The following is a 16335-nucleotide window of genomic DNA, read 5'->3' as shown; positions in this document are numbered from 1 at the left end:
AATAAAAAGAAAACAATCGAAAAAGAAGGATTGATATCTTGTTACTCAAAAGCCTAGAGTTCAAACGACAGGACGGGATTCAGGTGAAAGTGACAGAAATACCGGTTGTCACGAAAGGTGAACATTATTTTTTTCAAATTCATCGGCACCTTGAGCTTTATTTGAGAGAAGTTTTTGCTTCACGAAGTGTGAGAACAGTGTATTCATTCCGACAATATGTTAAGCGCCGTATGAAGTGGAAAGATTACGAGGCCGTTTTCAACCAAGAGATATTAAAACATAACGCATGACGGCGCGCATTCCTTAGCGCCCTCCTTTTGATAAGGGAGGGTGCGGGGATTTTTTTATGATGAATGCTGTAAGCGTTTTATCCATGGGGGGAATGGAAATGAAAAAAATGAAAAGCTTCGCTGCCGTCATCTGTTTGCTGCTCTTGTGCGCCTGCGGGGGGAAGACGATAAAAGACCCGCTGAACTATCAGATTGAGCCGTTTTCATATCAGAACCAAGACGGAAAAACAGTGTCACTGAAAAGCCTGAAGGGGCATGTCTGGATTGCGGATTTTATGTTTACAAATTGTAATTCCGTCTGTCCGCCGATGACAGCCCATATGACTGAACTGCAAAAAAGACTGAAGGCTGAGAACCCGGATGTGCGGATTGTGTCGTTCAGTGTAGATCCTGAAAATGATACGCCTAAACAGCTGAAAGCATTTGCTTCCAAATATCCGCTCTCACTTCGCAACTGGGATTTTCTGACCGGTTACAGCCAAAAGGACATTGAAGATTTTGCGCTGAACAGCTTTAAAGCAATCGTCAACAAGCCGAAGGGGGAAGATCAGGTCATACATAAAACTTCTTTTTATTTAGTCGGACCTGACGGCAAGGTGCTTAAAGATTATGACGGCGTGCAGAAAGTTCCGTATGATGACATCCTCTCAGATGTCAAAGCGGCTGAGAAGCTCAAGTAAACTGGCAGATTAGACATTTTCAAATCTGAAAAAACATGTTACACTTTCCACTAGTAGACGGGGAAGGAGCAACCAGATTGAAGCTGCGAATGTTCTCATTGATCGCCGGACTGGCCTTGCTTTTATCAGCTTGTTCTGTCCAGCGCACCGGTTCTGATGCTGAAGAACCGAAAACGAAAGATCATATTGTCATAGCTGCGGTCGGAGATTCATTGACTGAAGGAGTAGGAGATTCTGACGGTTCAGGATACGTCGGCAAGGTGGCGGATTCCCTTAAGAAAAAGGGACATGTGAAAACGGTAGATATTAAAAATTATGCGGTGCAGGGCGACAAGACGTCTGACCTGCTTAAAAAGCTTGATGATAAAAAAGTGCAGAAATCATTGAAGGGCGCCGATTATATCTTTTTTACCATCGGCGGTAATGATTTAATGAAGGTGCTCCGCCAGAACGTTATGCAGCTGACGGTTCAGCCGTTCCAAAAGGAAGAGAAACCTTTTGAAAAACGGTTCAAGGCGATCATTTCAAAAATACGCAAATACAATCAAAACGCTGAGCTGGTGTATGTCAGCATGTACAATCCGTTCACATTTACGCTGCCTGAGTTAAAAGAGATTAACGGGGTTGTGACTGATTGGAACCAGATCGCCGCAAAAGAGCTGAAAAAAGATCCTCACGCCGCCGCGGTGAATGTTGAAGACTTGTTCAGTCAAAAAAGCGGCAGCAGCCGCATTTCAAAGGATGATGATTTTCATCCGAATGCAAAAGGGTATGCACTCATCGCCGATCGATTGTACGGCACTATTGAAAAACAAGGGTTACCAGCAGAATAGGGTGAAATGATGAAGAAATGGAAATCGCTGTTTTTTATTCTTCTTGCACTCAATGTGATTGCCGCCGCGGTAATCGTGACATTGATGGTTATGCCGGGAGAACAGGCGAAAATACAAGATGAGACAAAAAGCGAGTACGGCTTTCATATCACCAGCTCCAAAGAATCACTTGCCAGGTTTGTGAATTCGTACTTAAAAGAGAAGGCATCGAATCAGCTTGACTACAAAGTGGACATCAATAACGACGTGCACGTAGCCGGTAAAATCAAGGCGTTCTCAACATCCATTAATGCGGTTGTCACATTTGAACCGTCCGTACAAAAGAACGGAGATGTGGTTCTGAAAGTGACGAAGTTTTCATTAGGTGAATTAAGTCTTCCGATCAGCTTTGTGCTGAATTATATGGACAGCTTTTACGAACTGCCGTCATTTGTGCACGTTCATCCAAGTGATAAAAGCATTGAGGTCCGTCTGTCGGAAATGCCATTAGACAACGGTATGTATGTTAAGGCTGATAAAATCAATCTCGACACGGATGAAATTGAATTTTCCTATTATCATCCGAAGCAATAAGTTTTCATAAAAAAAACACAGATCCTTTCTGGGATTTGTGTTTTTTACGTTTCAGCGTTTTTTATCCAGCTTGCTGAACAGTTTGATTAACGTTGCGAGCTCTTCATCAGAGTAGCAGTCAAACCGTTTAAAAAAGTATTCAGTTTTTTTCTGGTTGAAATGATCGACAATTTTCTCCCCGTCTTCCGTAATATGGATTCTGATAATTCGTCTGTCCTCTTTAGAACGGATGCGGGTGATCCATTCCTTTTCTACTAAAGCGTCGGTCACTGCGGTAATGTGGCTTGCGGAGACCTCAAGAATGGGAGCGAATTCCGTAACTTTTTTAGGGCCTTGTTCACTGAGAATCCGTAAAATGGTGAATTCGTTCCTGGACAGCTCTTTATCTAGAATTTCATTAACTTCATTTCTGATTTGTTTAAACACTTTTCGAAGCAAAGCTTCCATATCATACATCATTTGTGTTCTTACTTTCAAATCATGAACCTCCAATATGTAGTCAGCGCGGTATTCGGCTTATGCTTCCCCTGAAGAAAGCAGAATTATTTTTATTCTGTTTATACATGCTATAATATAATAATACCACGTATGAACAAAGGAGGGCACCCGTATGTCAGAAAAAAAAGAAATCGCCACATTTGCAGGCGGCTGTTTTTGGTGCATGGTGAAGCCGTTTGACGAACAGCCTGGAATTGAAAGAGTGGTGTCCGGCTATACAGGAGGCCATACTGAGAATCCGACTTACGAAGAAGTGTGCAGTGAAACGACCGGCCACAGGGAAGCCGTTCAAATCACATTTCAACCAGACATTTTCCCGTATGAAAAGCTTGTCGAGCTGTTTTGGCAGCAGATCGACCCGACTGACGCAGGCGGCCAGTTTGCGGACCGCGGCAGTTCATATCGGGCGGCGATTTATTACCATAATGATGAACAAAAAGAGATAGCTGAAGCCTCAAAAAAACGGCTTGAAGACAGCGGCATCTTTAAAAAGCCGATCGTGACAGACATTTTAAAGGCTGAGCCTTTTTATGAAGCGGAAGGCTATCATCAGCATTTTTATAAGAAAAATCCTGATCACTACGGGCGCTACCGTGTAGGCTCCGGACGTCAAGGATTTCTGGATGAACATTGGAGGGACAGATAGGATGGCTCTAAATAAAGAAGAAAAAATCAAATCATTAAACCGCATGCAATACGAAGTCACGCAAAACAACGGAACAGAGCCGCCATTTCAAAATGAATTTTGGGATCACAAAGAAGAGGGGCTTTATGTTGATATCATTTCAGGAAAACCCCTGTTTACTTCTCTGGATAAATTCGATTCTCATTGCGGATGGCCGAGTTTTACCAAACCGATTGAGGAAGAAGAGGTTGACGAAAAACTGGACACGAGCCACGGGATGGTCCGGACGGAAGTGAGAAGCAAAACAGCGGACTCCCACTTGGGCCACGTTTTTAATGACGGCCCTGGGCCGACCGGTCTCCGTTATTGCATTAACTCTGCGGCACTCCGTTTTATTCCGAAGGATAAGCTGAAGGAAGAAGGCTATGAAACCTATCAGCATTTATTTGAGAAATAGAGCTCAGCAATGAGGCCTGCCGATTTAGACAGGCCTTTTTTCTATGCTTTTTTTTCTTCATGTAATCGTTCAATTATCTTTACGACTGTGTCTGTTGTGATGAGCGGCGCTTGATCGGATTGATATCTGGGGAGATTGACCTTCCTGAATTCAGGGTGTTTGGCGGGGTCCGGCAATATCGCGTAAAGATTGCCCCATTCATATAAAGATTCCGTTTCATGAGGAGAGGTCAGTTCTTCGTGAAGTTTCTCCCCGGGGCGTTTTCCTACTTCAACAGCGGCGGGGCGCGGCAGTCCGTGCCGGATCGCATATTCCTCAAACCCGTGAAGCAGTTCTTCAAGCCTCAGGGACTCCATTTTAAAAATAAACGTTTCTCCGCCCTTTGTAATCGCCGCAGATTGCAGGGTAAGCATTGCTGCGTCATCAATCGACATAAAAAACCTCGTCATATTTTTATCCGTAATGGTGAGCGGGCCGCCATCCATCAGCTGTTCAAATAATATAGGAATAACAGAACCGCGTGAACCGAGGACATTGCCGAAGCGGACCGAACAAAACACCGTACCGCGGTTTTGAACATGATGATTAGCCTGATGAAACAGCTTCTCGGACAACAGCTTCGTAGCTCCCATTGTGTTTACCGGAGAAACGGCTTTATCGGTTTTTTAAGATATTTACTGCATTTTGAGGGACTATCAGTGACGGTGAGATCGAAAACGAAAAATTAAACCTTAGGATGGGGGTGATTTCAAACTGAGCTGGAATTGGCCCTTTTCTTTTTTGTGTCATATTAACGATAACATCTTTGAAGACCATTCTTAATAGCGCGTTCTTTTTCTCTGTGCTTGATTCAATGTGATATTGATCAATTATCTTATTGATGTTGTTTCTGACTGTATTACTGTCTATTTCTGTTTGCGCTTCCTGAGTTCCATTGACCTCATTCTTGGCAATCTGGAGTTCTGCAAATTCTTCATCTAAAACAGCTTTTCTTTTCAAAAAAAGTTCATCAGTGTAAATGCCGCTTTCATATTTCTCGAAGATAAAATTCTCTTTGTTTTTTAATTCTTGTTCTTTTTGTGAAAGATGTTCACATATTTGCTTCTTTGTTTTCACATTATTATTTCCGTCTTCGTATTTAGAAATCATTGAAATGATATGTTTTGTTAAAGTCTTATTATCTAAGTTGTTTAAAGAAGAGAGGTAATCCAGAATGGCATTTTCAACATCGTTATATCTCACATACGTACATTTATTCTTTTTGCAAGTGAGTGATTTAACGTGATAGACACTTTTGGTGCCGTTTTTATTTTCACGCGTTCGCTTAGTTTCGTATTTAGATAATGGTTCACCGCACTTGGAACAAGTGCATACGCCTGCCAATTCACTTAATTCCAATGTATTTTTATTAGGCAGCAGGGGGACTTTGTTTGCAATTTTCTCTTGTGATTGTTGAAATTGTTCTTGATCTATTATGGGGGCATGTGCATCCGGTACTACAATTTGTTCCTTTTCAGGTCTAATTGTTCGTTTACCGTCTTTTGTTTTTTCTCTAACCTTATATTTAACAGTTCCGATATACGCTTCGTTTTGCAGAATTGCTTTAATTGTGTATTGATTCCAGCGCTTTTTTCCTGATGGAGTAGGTATTTGTAATTTTGTTAAGTGAGAAGCAATCGCTGTATAACTATAATCTTTTCCATTCAATCCATTTAAAAAGATGTTAAAGATGAATTGAACGACTTTTGCTTCTTCCTCGACGGGGACTAGTTTGGATGTTTTTTTGTTTAACCTGTATCCAAAAGGCGCTAGTCCGGAAATCCACTTCCCTTGTGCCGCATATGTGTATTTAGCCCCTGTCATACGCTCTCTGGTCATTTCAAATTCTTCTCTGGCCATAAATAATTCAAAACGAATCTGACGCATGTCTGCAGGATTTCGAGGGTCATAGACTTTATATGGTGTAATGATAATCAATCGCTTGCTTTGAAGAAGGTTAACTATTTGTCCAGCATCACTGTAGCTACCGCGGCTGAGTCTTGTTAATTCTTTAACAGCAATTGCCTGGTACTTGCCTTCCTCGAGGTCTTTAAGACATTCTTTAAAAACAGGGCGACCCTCAATGCTTTCTCCTGACCCGATTTCCATTTTTAATTCATAGGGGATTTCAATCGACTTCAGTATTTTATTCATGAGTTCTTTTTGTTCAGTTAGCGTATCTTCGCCTGTTCTTTTTTCTCGCTCCATATCCTGACGAGAGCGTCTAAGATAACCCAAAATATTTGTAATGTTGTAAGAATTAACGATGTTTTTTAACTCCAAAAAATCAGCACCTCCTCTTTATTGTATTTACTGTAAAAACAGAAGTATTCGTACAATATTCTGTCTGACATTGAATACGAAAATAGCCTAATAAATTGTAAGGGCTGTATTCTTTGAGATCCATTCTAATCGTATTCATTTTTTAATTAAACGCCGACTGTCATTAACAGGGTTTTTATTTTGTTCATTTAATCCTTATATGGAAGCGCTTAAGAGAAACTATAACTTGAACACTAAATAAAATAAGCAAAGAACTTAAAACGGTGGGGGACATATCAAAGGAACTTAATATCCCAGACTGGAGTATTCTGAATCTATTTAAGGCAAAAAAAGTGGACAAGCTTTCTTACCCTGAATTGTCAAAGAGGTGAGAGCAAAGGACTTTGATCTGCTATACGATTTGCATTTCAATAAAAAAATGAGTCTAAAAAAAGTTGACCGGAAATATGCCTATTCGCCTCCCTATATCCGTCAAGTTTTTAAGGATCAAGGAATTGAGCACTTGGCGTTTAAAAATCAGAATAAGAATTAGATATATTAACGGATGCATTAATTCTAAAAGCATCTAAGACTGTTTTTGAGAACAGTCTTTTTTGTGTAGTAAATATATCTTAAATTGTGAATAAATATTTGTTCACCGTAGTGATTTCTGAACGGTTTCAAACGTAGGACTGCCTTACCTTTTTTAAACGAATATAATAATAACAGGAAAAAATATAAATGTTTTATGGTATGGTGTTCAATGTGTTAAACAATAAAATTAGGGATAAAGGAGAGTTCAAATTGAAAAGCCTATTTGCTAAAATTCTTTTTATGTTGCTAGCAGCGGTTATAGCCATCCCGACTGTTGGAGCTTCGGCCTCAGAAGTGAAAAAAGCGAGTACTTCTAAACAGGACATGCAATTTACTTATAATCCAACCGAGCTTCAAAAACTTGCTAAAGAATACTCAGTCCCGGCAGTTAAAGAAAAAGGTATTTTAAATGCGGCCGAAGAATTAAAAGGTCTCGAAAATGGTAGTTCACAAGATCAAATGAGTACTATGGGAGCTAAAAGCGCTGCCGCTAAAGAAGCGATTAAGGTTATTAGAGGACTGGCAAATAATGCTTGGGCAAAAGACATATTAGGCACAATGTTCGGAAAATCTACGGTAAATAAGATTATTAAAAATACAAACAAAATTTGTAAAGTTCTCGAAGATATAACCGGAGCTCCTAAAGAGGTTGCTGCTATGGCAAGAAAACAAATCCCACCAGCAATTAAAGGTGCTGTTGGGGCAGGAGTTGCTGAAACAATTGGCATGGCAGTAGAATATATCATCCTTGCTGCAGATTATCTTGTTCTTTAAATTTTAAAATTAAAGGTGATAACATGACTGGAAATCGTTTTGTAGACTGGTGTAACGAGAATAACCTAAATTCTGAAGATGAAACTTTTCTCGTCCAGTTGTCAGCTGCATTTTGTAATTATGAAAATGATAAAGCGAAAGAAATGAGTAAGCAATTATTCATTAACCGATATGGTGAAGAGCTTGGAATTAGCTCTCTTAAAGGAGAGCATCGATCAGAATATGAAGAGATTATTCGTACTTATGAAAAGCATAATCACAGGCAGGGGGAAATTAATATAGATGAACTGCTGCAGGCATTATTTGAGACGGAGATGATGTTATCTTTAAAAGAAAAATTTTGATAAAATCCTAATTGATGTATCATAGGGGTTTAATCAGCCACTATAGACCACAGAGTCCCTCACACGCTCTGTGGTTTTTGAATGTATCCAAATAAAAAAAGAAGCCCCAGAGGACTTCAAAATAATTAATTCTTCTCACATGCAAAGTTGTCATTATCCCGATCCATTTTAGATGTATAAGCAGGGTGAGTGCTTAGTACACCATGCGGATATTTCTTCCTCAGCTCTGTGCAGTTTGCAAAGTGTTCAGTTCCCCCGGCAGAAGGGGAAGCTTGTGCAGAGTTAGAAGAGCTGCTTGATGCTGAACTGCTTGAGTTCGATTGATGTGTCTCGGATTGGTGTGTTGTAACTGACTTTTGAGCCGGCTTAGATACACTTACTGATTGCTTCGGTTTCGTTACGCAGCCATTAAATCCTTTATCAGTTGCATAGCCATTTTTACTCCAAATCTTCAAGTCCTTATCTTTCGCAGCCTGCTCATCTTTCTTATATGTGTCTAAATACTTCGTGTTTGGCTCATACACATAAGCTACTCGTGCTAATCCTTCTTTAAGCAGTGTTTCTTGTACTGATTTGCCATCTGCATAAACGTAAGCCAGCATTCTTCCATACTTATCAGTACGGTCACCTTTATCAAATTCTAATTGTAGCTTACCATTGTTCACCAGCTGTTTGTTTCTTGCTGAAGCATCCTCACCATATGGTTGTACGCAAGAGTTTGGCTTCTTAATTTTAGGCGTGTCAATAAGTAAATAACGAACAGTTTTGACTTCGCCTTTATAGTTAACTTTAATCGTGTCTCCGTCAACCGTTCTGTTTAGTGTTACATCGACCAGCTTTTTCTTATTGTCAGATGTCTTTTTATCCGACGAATCCTTCTTTGAAGCATTTTCGACTTTTTCATTCTTGTCATTAGTACTTTTGTCGTTTGATTGAGTGTCGGTCTTTGTCTCTTTTGCATTCTTTTCTTCTTGCTGCGTTGTTTTAGCTTTGTCTGAATCTGTTTTATCTGTAGAAGCAGAATCAGACCCACATGCCGCCAAAGAAAAGCTTAGAGATAATGCGCTAATACCTAACAACCATTTCTTCAATGTAATTCCCCCAAATTTGTTTTTTCTGTCTCTATATCGGACAAACCTTCCTGATTATGAATATAAAACCGAATATTGTAAATTTGATTTTAGGTAAACATCTGATTTTGAAAATCGAAGAATCTAAAACTATGGTAAAAATCAGATAAGATTAAGTGGAAAGGAGACGTAAATGAAGGTATTTGAAGCAGACTCGTTTATTTCAGCGGCAAAAAATCGGGCAAAAGAATACGATCAGATTAGAGAACAATTTATCAATCTCAGAAAAGCATTTCAGGGAATGGCTGATCTAGATGACAGTGAGTTTTCGGGCAAAGGTGCTGATAACATCAAAGCATTCTTTCAAGATCACGCTAGTGTCACAGACAGCTGGCTTGATCTGATCGATATGAAGATTGTTTTTCTTAACAGTCTTTCTGGAAAAGTAACTGATGCGGGATTTGCCGATTCGTTTGTGGAAGAGTCATTTTTAGAACATGAGCTGATTTATGCGAAGAATAAATCAAAAGCCATCATGCAAGAGCAGCTGAATGAAATGAGGGATATTCTTAATGAGATAAGCGATATTGTTCATCTTGATGTTTTCTCGACAGAGGATGTCGATCAAAAGCTGGATTCAGCAGATAAGAAACGGGACAATACCATACACAAGCTTGGAAAGCTCGATCATGATCTAACGAAGGAATACGCAGAAACCGAAGCGAACGACAGTTCATCCAGGCCGATTTTCAACAGCTTCAACACGGAACAGAGAAAGCGAAAAAGCGTAACCCCTGCACAGCGAGGTCGGTATTTTATGCCGGAAATTCTTTAAAAGAGAGGAGGAGAGGTTATGGTTTCGTACCAAATAAAGAAATTAAAACCCGAAGACTACAATAAGTGTAATAATATTTGGGACATGGAAAAGAAAATGGCTAAGGTGTTTTATGACGAATTAGTAAGCGGCAACAGAATTACTTTTATTTACTTAGTGAATGACGAGTTTATAGGAGAAGGATCGTTAGTTTTTCGAAACGATGACCCAGATTATACCATTCTGAATAAACGCGTTTATCTTTCTCGTATGATTGTTAAAGAAGGATATCGAAATCGGGGGATAGGTGGCATTATTGTTGATTATTTGATTGATTATGCTCAACAACTTGGATATGAGGAAATAACACTCGGTGTAGATACAGATAACTTAAACGCAAGGCATCTATATGAAAAGAAGGGTTTTACAACCGTATTATTTCTTGGTGAAGATGAATATGGTGAATATGTAAAACTCCTAAAAGAATTAAAATAAAATTCACGAGAATTATGGTGAATGTATGGGAGGTTACTTTCACAAACGGTGACAGACCGTATCTTATGCTAATCTAATTAGAGTCGTTATTTAAGAGGCGTATTAGCATTTATCCTCTCAAAACCAGTCTGTAATGAAATAAGATACTGTTAGTTTATAGAAAATAATTTCTATTTTGTGTTTTTGTGGTATTATCGAAATAAAAAGGATGAGACAATGAAAAAGAAATTAATTGGAGTCTTGATTATTGTTTGTTCTGTGCTCATGTATAGCATAGGTTCACATCCTCTTAAAAATCAAAGATCCACTGAGGAAGTATTACAAAGTGCATGGGATGAATTTGGCTTATTTAGCTATGGGATTGGAGAAACAGACCCAGTCATATCAATTGGTATGGATAAAACAAAAAGTGAAGAAGAATTACGGCGCTATTTAAACGACAATTTATCTGAGGAAGCCAAAGAAGAATATAAAGTTGAGATCCTTAAAAAGGATATTAATATTTTAGAAAGACAGCATGAAAAGTATTTGGGAAGTAATAAAGCATATTAATACATTGAAGATGCTTATCGAAACCAAATAAAAATAATGGTTTTATTCATAAACAAAGTTTTGCAAATCATTTCAATGGTTTCATTTCCAAAGGGGATGAGCAAGACTCCCTTGAGTGAGCATGCTTTAATGTACAGGAAACTTTATACACTAGTCCCATTTATATGTCGTTAAAAACCTCATACAGTTACCTAAACGAAAAGAACCATGTTAGAAATAGGTTCTTTTTTTGTATTTAAGTTAAATATCTCGCTGTAATTACCGATAAATAACATGTGAAATAATACCAAGTAGGTTAAGGAATTGAAAAAAGTTCTTAGTTTAGTAACAGTTACACTTCTTGCTGTTACAGCGATGTTTTCCATTCACACATCGAAAGCAAAAGCAGTTGAAGCAACACCGCTTTACAGTCTTCAGATTCTTTCTGTCACATCGGATGGAAACGACTTTATATGGGAGCCTATTACAAGCAGCAAGCCAAATGCAACAAATGTTTTGAAAGGTGACAAGCTGCATATTAAAGTTCGTTTTATGGGCTATACAAATTCGACCGTCATTAAAGCAAAGGATGGGAGAAATTTGTTATACAAAGGTGAAGCGAACATATACAAATATGACCCTATACTTGGACAAAACAAAATTGTGATAGGATGGGACAAATACATTGAAATTCCAATGAACGAACTTCCTTCAAATGAGATTCAAGTTGAAGGTCTTGGGAAAAACATGAAAATCATTTATAGCAACGTTGTAAAATTCGAGAGAGGGTGAATGTTATGGAAGGTCTAAATAACTCTTACAATAACACGAAAGATCCGAAGTTTTTAGCGTTTTGCAGTTTAGCGACAGAAGGTGCAGGAATTAGTTCGAATCAGCAATGTTCAATTGGTTTTACTGAATTCAAAGAAGCGCTGGAGAATGGCAAAGTAGTTGATAATAAAAATCTTAAAAGCAGTTCAGAGTTAAATTACCAGTTTGATTACTGGAAGTCCAGAATAACGGGTGGACGAGCTGTAACTGAAACTGATAATCAAGTGTTGGATATCATCAAACAAGCATACAATCTTGGAATGGTTACGAAAGATAATATGCTTTTGAGAAATCAGGCAATTAACGCATATAAAACATCTATTTAATTTAAAATTAAAGCCCCTCCCTGCTTATTCTTTATGTTTAATCTAAAACCATAAAGTCTTGCACTTTTGTTTCTTCTTCAGGCAAATCAAATTCATTAAGCTTCTTTTTATTTTAGTACGGATATCAAAAATCCCCATATAGCCACCAATGCCTTTTTTGTTTTCCTCTTGTGAAATCACATAAAGTTTTTGATCTTTAAACTTTGCATTCATATACGGAAATTTTAAATCGAATTTTTCAAAAGAAAAATCTTTACCGTACTCAAGTAAGCAGGCGTATCCGGATTTATTAATATATGTAACGTAAAATTTACCGCTTTTTTTGTCGTAATACACAGTGTCCGCTTGTTTGAGATCATCAGGATATTTTATGAATTTTGATTTCCATGATCCTTTTTCGATTACAGTTAGTTCATGTTCTGAGCTAGCTACAACATATTTTTCAGAGTGATCAAATAAATCTCCATAGGAAGCTAATCCAATCGTTTTAATAATCTCTTCTGTTTTTCTATCAATGACGTACATAGACATTCCTTGAATGACGTAAATATACTTATCATCGCTTTCTCCCATGGTTACTAGGGAGGGCAAAGTCAGGCTATATTTTTTATTGAACTTTTTATCATTTACTTTCAGTTCATTTCCATTGGTGTCGACATTATAGGCTTTTACAGAAATATCCTCTCCTTGATACCAAAAAGCAAATGGATTGGATAATTTATGTTCTTTAATGGTGTTGTTTTTTAATGTGTAATAATATGGTTCATGTTCAGCTAACAAGACGATATCGTCTGAAGAGGGGTTTTTTTTCTGGATATATGGTATATCCGGTACCTTAAAGTATCGTTTATTGAATTTTTCTCCTTGTGATGTGGATATGAGTACGCTTTTCTTGATGAGTGGATTTGAATAGATAAAAAAGATTTTATCCTCGGTTGGATTAATTTTAGAAGTACTTACAGAGTGTTCACCTTTATTTATAAAGAATGCATTGATTAACAATATAACTAATGCACCAATTAGAACTCCTGAAATCCCATATAAAACATAAGACTTTTTCATATAACGCTCCTTATCTTTTATATAAAATAAAAAGCCCACTCATATGAGTAGGGCTAAATTAATTAATTTTTCAACCTCCGACTGGCCTTTCAGCTACCTGGATGTTAGATGGTGAATCTGTACTCAATTGCGTTAAAGCTACCCCACTTAAAATTACAGTTAAAATAGATACGCAAAGCACAATTTTTTTCATAAGATTCCCTCCACCTGATTCATTTTCTGTTCAGCCCAAATTTTTTCATTGAAAAAGCTGGTTGCTTCTTCAAAAGCACCTATTGATTCAAACCTTTTTGCAGCTATGTAGGACAATTCATCTACACTTTCAAGGTCATTTTGTTGTTTTAAAAACTCAATATAACGGATGCAATTATTGAAGTTGTTTTTTAATTCACCGCAATAAAGGTTATATAGAATGCTAATTTTGGCTTCGTATATCTTATTCTCCATTAATATGAGTCTTTCCTGTGCTTTATTGTAGAAATTAATGGCTTTCATTTTTTCGTCAATTTTAAATAGTTCCTTAATCATCATGAATAAAGAATTTATATAATAATTTGAATTCATCCAAGATTCATTTCCAATAGCTTTTTCGAGAGAATTAATACACTTATCAGGTTTGTCCCAATCAGAATACACGATACTAAGGTTGTGATATAACTGAGCTTCCAAATATTCATCCTTTGTTTCTTGTGCAATTTCTATTGCTTCTAAATAATATGCTTCTGACTCCTCAAACCGTTTCATATCGGAATAGTTTGCAGCCGCAATCATTGTTGAAGTTGCCAGTTTGCATTTATAATCAGGGTGTCGCTTATATATTGTAATTGCATTCTTGATATAGTGTTGTGCCACAATACTTTGTTTAACAAGAGTGTATAAGTAGGAGACCTTGGAGTAGAATTCAGCTGCTTCAATTTCATCCGGAATTTCTGCAAGCTTTTTCTCAGCTAATCCATATAAGTTAATTGCGCGATCATAATTTTTGTTGTATGCTTCGTACATTGCTTCGAATAAATAAAAGTTATATTCCAATTTATCATTCGTTCTTTTTATGAAATTTTCATTCTCTTCAGTGAAATAAGTGTGCTTTTGTAATGGCTCTCCGCGTGAAGAATGCAGCAACATTTTGTGTCTTTCTTCTAGTAAACTGTAATATGCAAGAACTTCTTGATCCTCTTCCATGTCATCGAACAGACTCTTTATCTCTGAGTAATATTTTATTGACTCAATTACCTTTTGTTTTTTTATAGCAATGTACCAATCATTCAGTGTAGTAGCAACAACTTCAGAAGCGATCTTGCTCATCCAAACCCCTCTTTCTGAAAATTTCAAAAATCCCTTGAAAATAATCATAACATAGTCATTGAAAAAATTGTAAAAGGATGTAGAGCTTTTGGGTTTTTCTAATTTGAAAAACGAAAAAATCCCCTCCTCGTTAGAGAAGGGATGTGATCAGTTTGCTGTTTTTTTCAGAGAAGCAAGCCACTTATCTAATGTTCCAGTGAATCCTTGTTGAACAGCTAATTCATATGCTGATTTCCATCTTTACCGGCAGCGCCAGTAGCTCCACTAACAATGATGAACATTCAAGGCGGGAGTAAGGGAAATTAACAAAAAAATGTGAGGGAATTTAATTGAAACGATTTATCTTGGTTATACCCTTACTGGCTGCTGTTATTGCCTCTCCAACTCAAATGAAAGCCAGTCCAATGCCTTGTAGTGCACAGTATTCGGAACCGGTGAATCAAAAACAAAAAACGCCCAGGGTGTGGCACTAATCTATAAAGTGCAGTTATACCCGCCAAGTGCTGCGAGAACGAACAGGGGAAATCAGTTGGCGATTTAAACTATATCCAACCCCCAAGGAAGAGAAACTCCTGATTTCTGGAGGGTTGATTCCATATCGGCTGAAATGACAAATATTATAGTGCAAGTACGCCTTTCAAATTCTAAGACACAAGTAGGGGCCAAGTGTATTAACAAACAATATTCAATCTTGTATTAGAAATGTAGAGCTCTTATCAAAGAGAGCAATGCGATTGGATCTTTTGTAAAGTGTCAAAAAGGTAATGGATCGAGTTTTGGTAAAAAATGAAGAAGAGTTCATTAAGATGGAGTGCAAAACACAGCGGTATAAATGATGAGGAATTAAGAATCGTTCTGAATCAATTCATCATTGACAGAAGAGAGTCTGCAAAAGTCGATATTGCGTTTGATTATGTACATAGAAGACGGCATAAAAAGAAATGGTTAGCTAAAAAAAGGCAAAGAGTCAATGCTCTTTACCATCAGGTGTTTTCCTTAAGCGGTCTGCCATATGCTTAATTAAACTAAGCGCAGCAGTCACTAATCCAATAACTAAAACAATTTCAAGTAAAAGGATAAATCCAAAATTTAAACCGCGACTTTCAAAGTAATCACCAGTAAAAAAGAGCAATTGATAAATTCCAAGCATTAGTACAATAAAGGAAGCGCCTATAATAGCCAGAGACTTTTTAGAGAACTCCTTAGTATGTTCAAAATTATAAACCAATAAGAACAAAAACAGACAAGCCATGGCGATCTTTTGAGTCAATGAATCACTTGCTGAAAACTCATGCACAAGTAAGGAGATAATTAACCCAGTCATTCCGATTATTTTGTTCAATATATCACCTGCTTTGTATAAGTATTTCCTTAGATGTCAGCTTACCAATTAAAGATGATATTCTCAACATAATGCAGTTTAAAGTTAACTTAAAATGTGATTCATTAAGAAAGGGGTTGAAATATGCTCGCTTCTCAAAAAGGGGAGCAAGTAAGCAGGCTTATTAAAAGAAGGGTTAGACAATGATTAAAATATAAGGCTATTCCAAGATGATTAATGCAATGGTGAGTGGGTTGAAATTGATAGACTAATAAATGGTTTCATAAGAGCCGAGTCAAATAATATTGAAATTATTGATATTAAATACAATGCAATAAATACAGGACGAACTCATAATGCAGCTGGAGCACTAGGAAACTGATTACTTTACCAATATGAATAAATTAAAGAGGTGCTTTATGCTGGTGACAATAAAGAAGTAGCCTTTAGCAAAATTGATGGCACTTCAGGCAACAGACTAATAATAGATGTCGGAATCATTTATTGTTTGTAATTGAATAGCTTATCGAAGATTTACCTTGAATACAATGCATTGCCAGTTGCTTGTCCAGCAAATGTTAATTTGTTTTTCGTAAGATTTATACCACTAT

17 protein-coding genes and 5 pseudogenes are annotated in these 16335 nt (G+C 37.4%); 14 read left to right on the top strand and 8 right to left on the bottom strand.

Features of this window, described 5'->3' with window-relative positions; translation table 11 throughout:
* The first annotated feature begins 38 nt into the window (after window positions 1–38).
* The 4 genes from Y79_RS0104845 to Y79_RS0104830 all read left to right on the top strand — a co-directional run bounded on the left by Y79_RS0104845 (window position 39) and on the right by Y79_RS0104830 (window position 2376).
* Window positions 39–290, top strand: a complete 252-nt coding sequence (locus tag Y79_RS0104845; RefSeq protein ID WP_016936679.1) for a DUF2535 family protein — start codon at window positions 39–41, stop codon at window positions 288–290.
* A gap of 98 nt (window positions 291–388) precedes the next feature.
* Window positions 389–970, top strand: coding sequence for an SCO family protein (locus Y79_RS0104840; RefSeq protein ID WP_029575231.1), 582 nt, complete (start codon window positions 389–391; stop codon window positions 968–970).
* Window positions 971–1047: 77 nt separating this feature from the next.
* On the top strand, window positions 1048–1803 hold the full coding sequence (locus Y79_RS0104835; protein ID WP_016936677.1) for an SGNH/GDSL hydrolase family protein: 756 nt from the start codon (window positions 1048–1050) through the stop codon (window positions 1801–1803).
* 9 nt (window positions 1804–1812) lie between these two features.
* A complete protein-coding gene (locus Y79_RS0104830; protein WP_016936676.1) occupies window positions 1813–2376 on the top strand; it encodes a YpmS family protein in 564 nt (187 codons plus the stop codon).
* A gap of 51 nt (window positions 2377–2427) precedes the next feature.
* Here Y79_RS0104830 and Y79_RS0104825 read toward each other — a convergent pair whose 3' ends face one another.
* Window positions 2428–2853, bottom strand: coding sequence for a MarR family transcriptional regulator (locus Y79_RS0104825; RefSeq protein ID WP_013352592.1), 426 nt, complete (start codon window positions 2851–2853; stop codon window positions 2428–2430).
* A gap of 133 nt (window positions 2854–2986) precedes the next feature.
* Here Y79_RS0104825 and msrA point away from each other — a divergent pair, with 133 nt between their 5' ends.
* Entirely contained in the window at window positions 2987–3520 is a 534-nt protein-coding gene (gene msrA, locus Y79_RS0104820) for a peptide-methionine (S)-S-oxide reductase MsrA (RefSeq protein WP_016936675.1), read from the top strand.
* A gap of 1 nt (window position 3521) precedes the next feature.
* Entirely contained in the window at window positions 3522–3956 is a 435-nt protein-coding gene (gene msrB / locus Y79_RS0104815; RefSeq protein ID WP_016936674.1) for a peptide-methionine (R)-S-oxide reductase MsrB, read from the top strand.
* A 41-nt stretch (window positions 3957–3997) separates the two neighbouring features.
* On the opposite strand, the pseudogene Y79_RS0104810 reads toward msrB, so the two are convergent.
* Window positions 3998–4618, bottom strand: a pseudogene (locus Y79_RS0104810) (polysaccharide biosynthesis protein); the annotation flags it as partial.
* Window positions 4594–6278 (bottom strand): annotated as a pseudogene (locus Y79_RS0104805) (recombinase family protein). The pseudogenes Y79_RS0104810 and Y79_RS0104805, both read right to left, overlap by 25 nt.
* 720 nt (window positions 6279–6998) lie before the next feature.
* Between Y79_RS0104805 and Y79_RS0104800 the strand changes: the two are divergent.
* Both Y79_RS0104800 and Y79_RS0104795 read left to right on the top strand, forming a co-directional pair.
* The gene (locus Y79_RS0104800; protein WP_016936671.1) at window positions 6999–7625 is read left to right on the top strand and encodes a hypothetical protein; all 627 of its coding nucleotides are present in this window, start codon (window positions 6999–7001) and stop codon (window positions 7623–7625) included.
* Between the two features lie 23 nt (window positions 7626–7648).
* Window positions 7649–7969 carry a hypothetical protein gene (locus Y79_RS0104795; RefSeq protein ID WP_016936670.1) on the top strand — a complete coding sequence of 107 codons (321 nt, stop codon included), beginning with the start codon at window positions 7649–7651 and terminating at the stop codon, window positions 7967–7969.
* A gap of 125 nt (window positions 7970–8094) precedes the next feature.
* Here Y79_RS0104795 and Y79_RS0104790 read toward each other — a convergent pair whose 3' ends face one another.
* The gene (locus tag Y79_RS0104790) at window positions 8095–9060 is read right to left on the bottom strand and encodes a thermonuclease family protein (protein ID WP_016936669.1); all 966 of its coding nucleotides are present in this window, start codon (window positions 9058–9060) and stop codon (window positions 8095–8097) included.
* Between the two features lie 172 nt (window positions 9061–9232).
* On the opposite strand from Y79_RS0104790, the pseudogene Y79_RS1000000120350 reads away from it, so the two are divergent.
* From Y79_RS1000000120350 to Y79_RS0104765, 5 genes and pseudogenes are all read left to right on the top strand, one after another.
* Window positions 9233–9823 (top strand): annotated as a pseudogene (locus Y79_RS1000000120350) (T7SS effector LXG polymorphic toxin); the annotation flags it as partial.
* Between the two features lie 69 nt (window positions 9824–9892).
* Window positions 9893–10348, top strand: coding sequence for a GNAT family N-acetyltransferase (locus tag Y79_RS0104780; RefSeq protein ID WP_016936668.1), 456 nt, complete (start codon window positions 9893–9895; stop codon window positions 10346–10348).
* A gap of 216 nt (window positions 10349–10564) precedes the next feature.
* Window positions 10565–10900: a YolC/YozM family protein gene (locus Y79_RS0104775; protein ID WP_016936667.1), complete on the top strand. Its 336-nt coding sequence runs from the start codon at window positions 10565–10567 to the stop codon at window positions 10898–10900.
* A gap of 303 nt (window positions 10901–11203) precedes the next feature.
* Window positions 11204–11671: a DUF4879 domain-containing protein gene (locus Y79_RS0104770; protein WP_016936666.1), complete on the top strand. Its 468-nt coding sequence runs from the start codon at window positions 11204–11206 to the stop codon at window positions 11669–11671.
* A gap of 5 nt (window positions 11672–11676) precedes the next feature.
* Complete coding sequence (locus Y79_RS0104765; RefSeq protein WP_016936665.1) at window positions 11677–12036, top strand: hypothetical protein; 360 nt, start codon at window positions 11677–11679, stop codon at window positions 12034–12036.
* A 37-nt stretch (window positions 12037–12073) separates the two neighbouring features.
* On the opposite strand, the pseudogene Y79_RS1000000120345 reads toward Y79_RS0104765, so the two are convergent.
* The 3 genes and pseudogenes from Y79_RS1000000120345 to Y79_RS0104750 all read right to left on the bottom strand — a co-directional run bounded on the left by Y79_RS1000000120345 (window position 12074) and on the right by Y79_RS0104750 (window position 14403).
* Window positions 12074–13098: pseudogene (locus tag Y79_RS1000000120345) on the bottom strand (hypothetical protein).
* 70 nt (window positions 13099–13168) lie between these two features.
* Complete coding sequence (gene phrK, locus Y79_RS0104755) at window positions 13169–13291, bottom strand: phosphatase RapK inhibitor PhrK (RefSeq protein ID WP_016936664.1); 123 nt, start codon at window positions 13289–13291, stop codon at window positions 13169–13171.
* Window positions 13288–14403, bottom strand: coding sequence for a Rap family tetratricopeptide repeat protein (locus tag Y79_RS0104750; protein ID WP_016936663.1), 1116 nt, complete (start codon window positions 14401–14403; stop codon window positions 13288–13290). The genes phrK and Y79_RS0104750 overlap by 4 nt, the downstream gene beginning before the upstream one ends.
* A 329-nt stretch (window positions 14404–14732) precedes the next feature.
* Here Y79_RS0104750 and Y79_RS1000000121885 point away from each other — a divergent pair.
* Window positions 14733–15152: pseudogene (locus tag Y79_RS1000000121885) on the top strand (YoqH family protein).
* 218 nt (window positions 15153–15370) lie between these two features.
* Here the strand turns inward: Y79_RS1000000121885 and Y79_RS0104745 are convergent.
* Window positions 15371–15745, bottom strand: a complete 375-nt coding sequence (locus Y79_RS0104745) for a YoqO family protein (RefSeq protein ID WP_016936662.1) — start codon at window positions 15743–15745, stop codon at window positions 15371–15373.
* Between the last annotated feature and the right edge of the window lie 590 nt (window positions 15746–16335).

The sequence above is a fragment of the Bacillus siamensis KCTC 13613 genome (genome assembly GCF_000262045.1).
Classification (GTDB): Bacteria; Bacillota; Bacilli; order Bacillales; family Bacillaceae; genus Bacillus; species Bacillus siamensis.
This window is presented reverse-complemented; position numbering and strand designations above follow the sequence as displayed.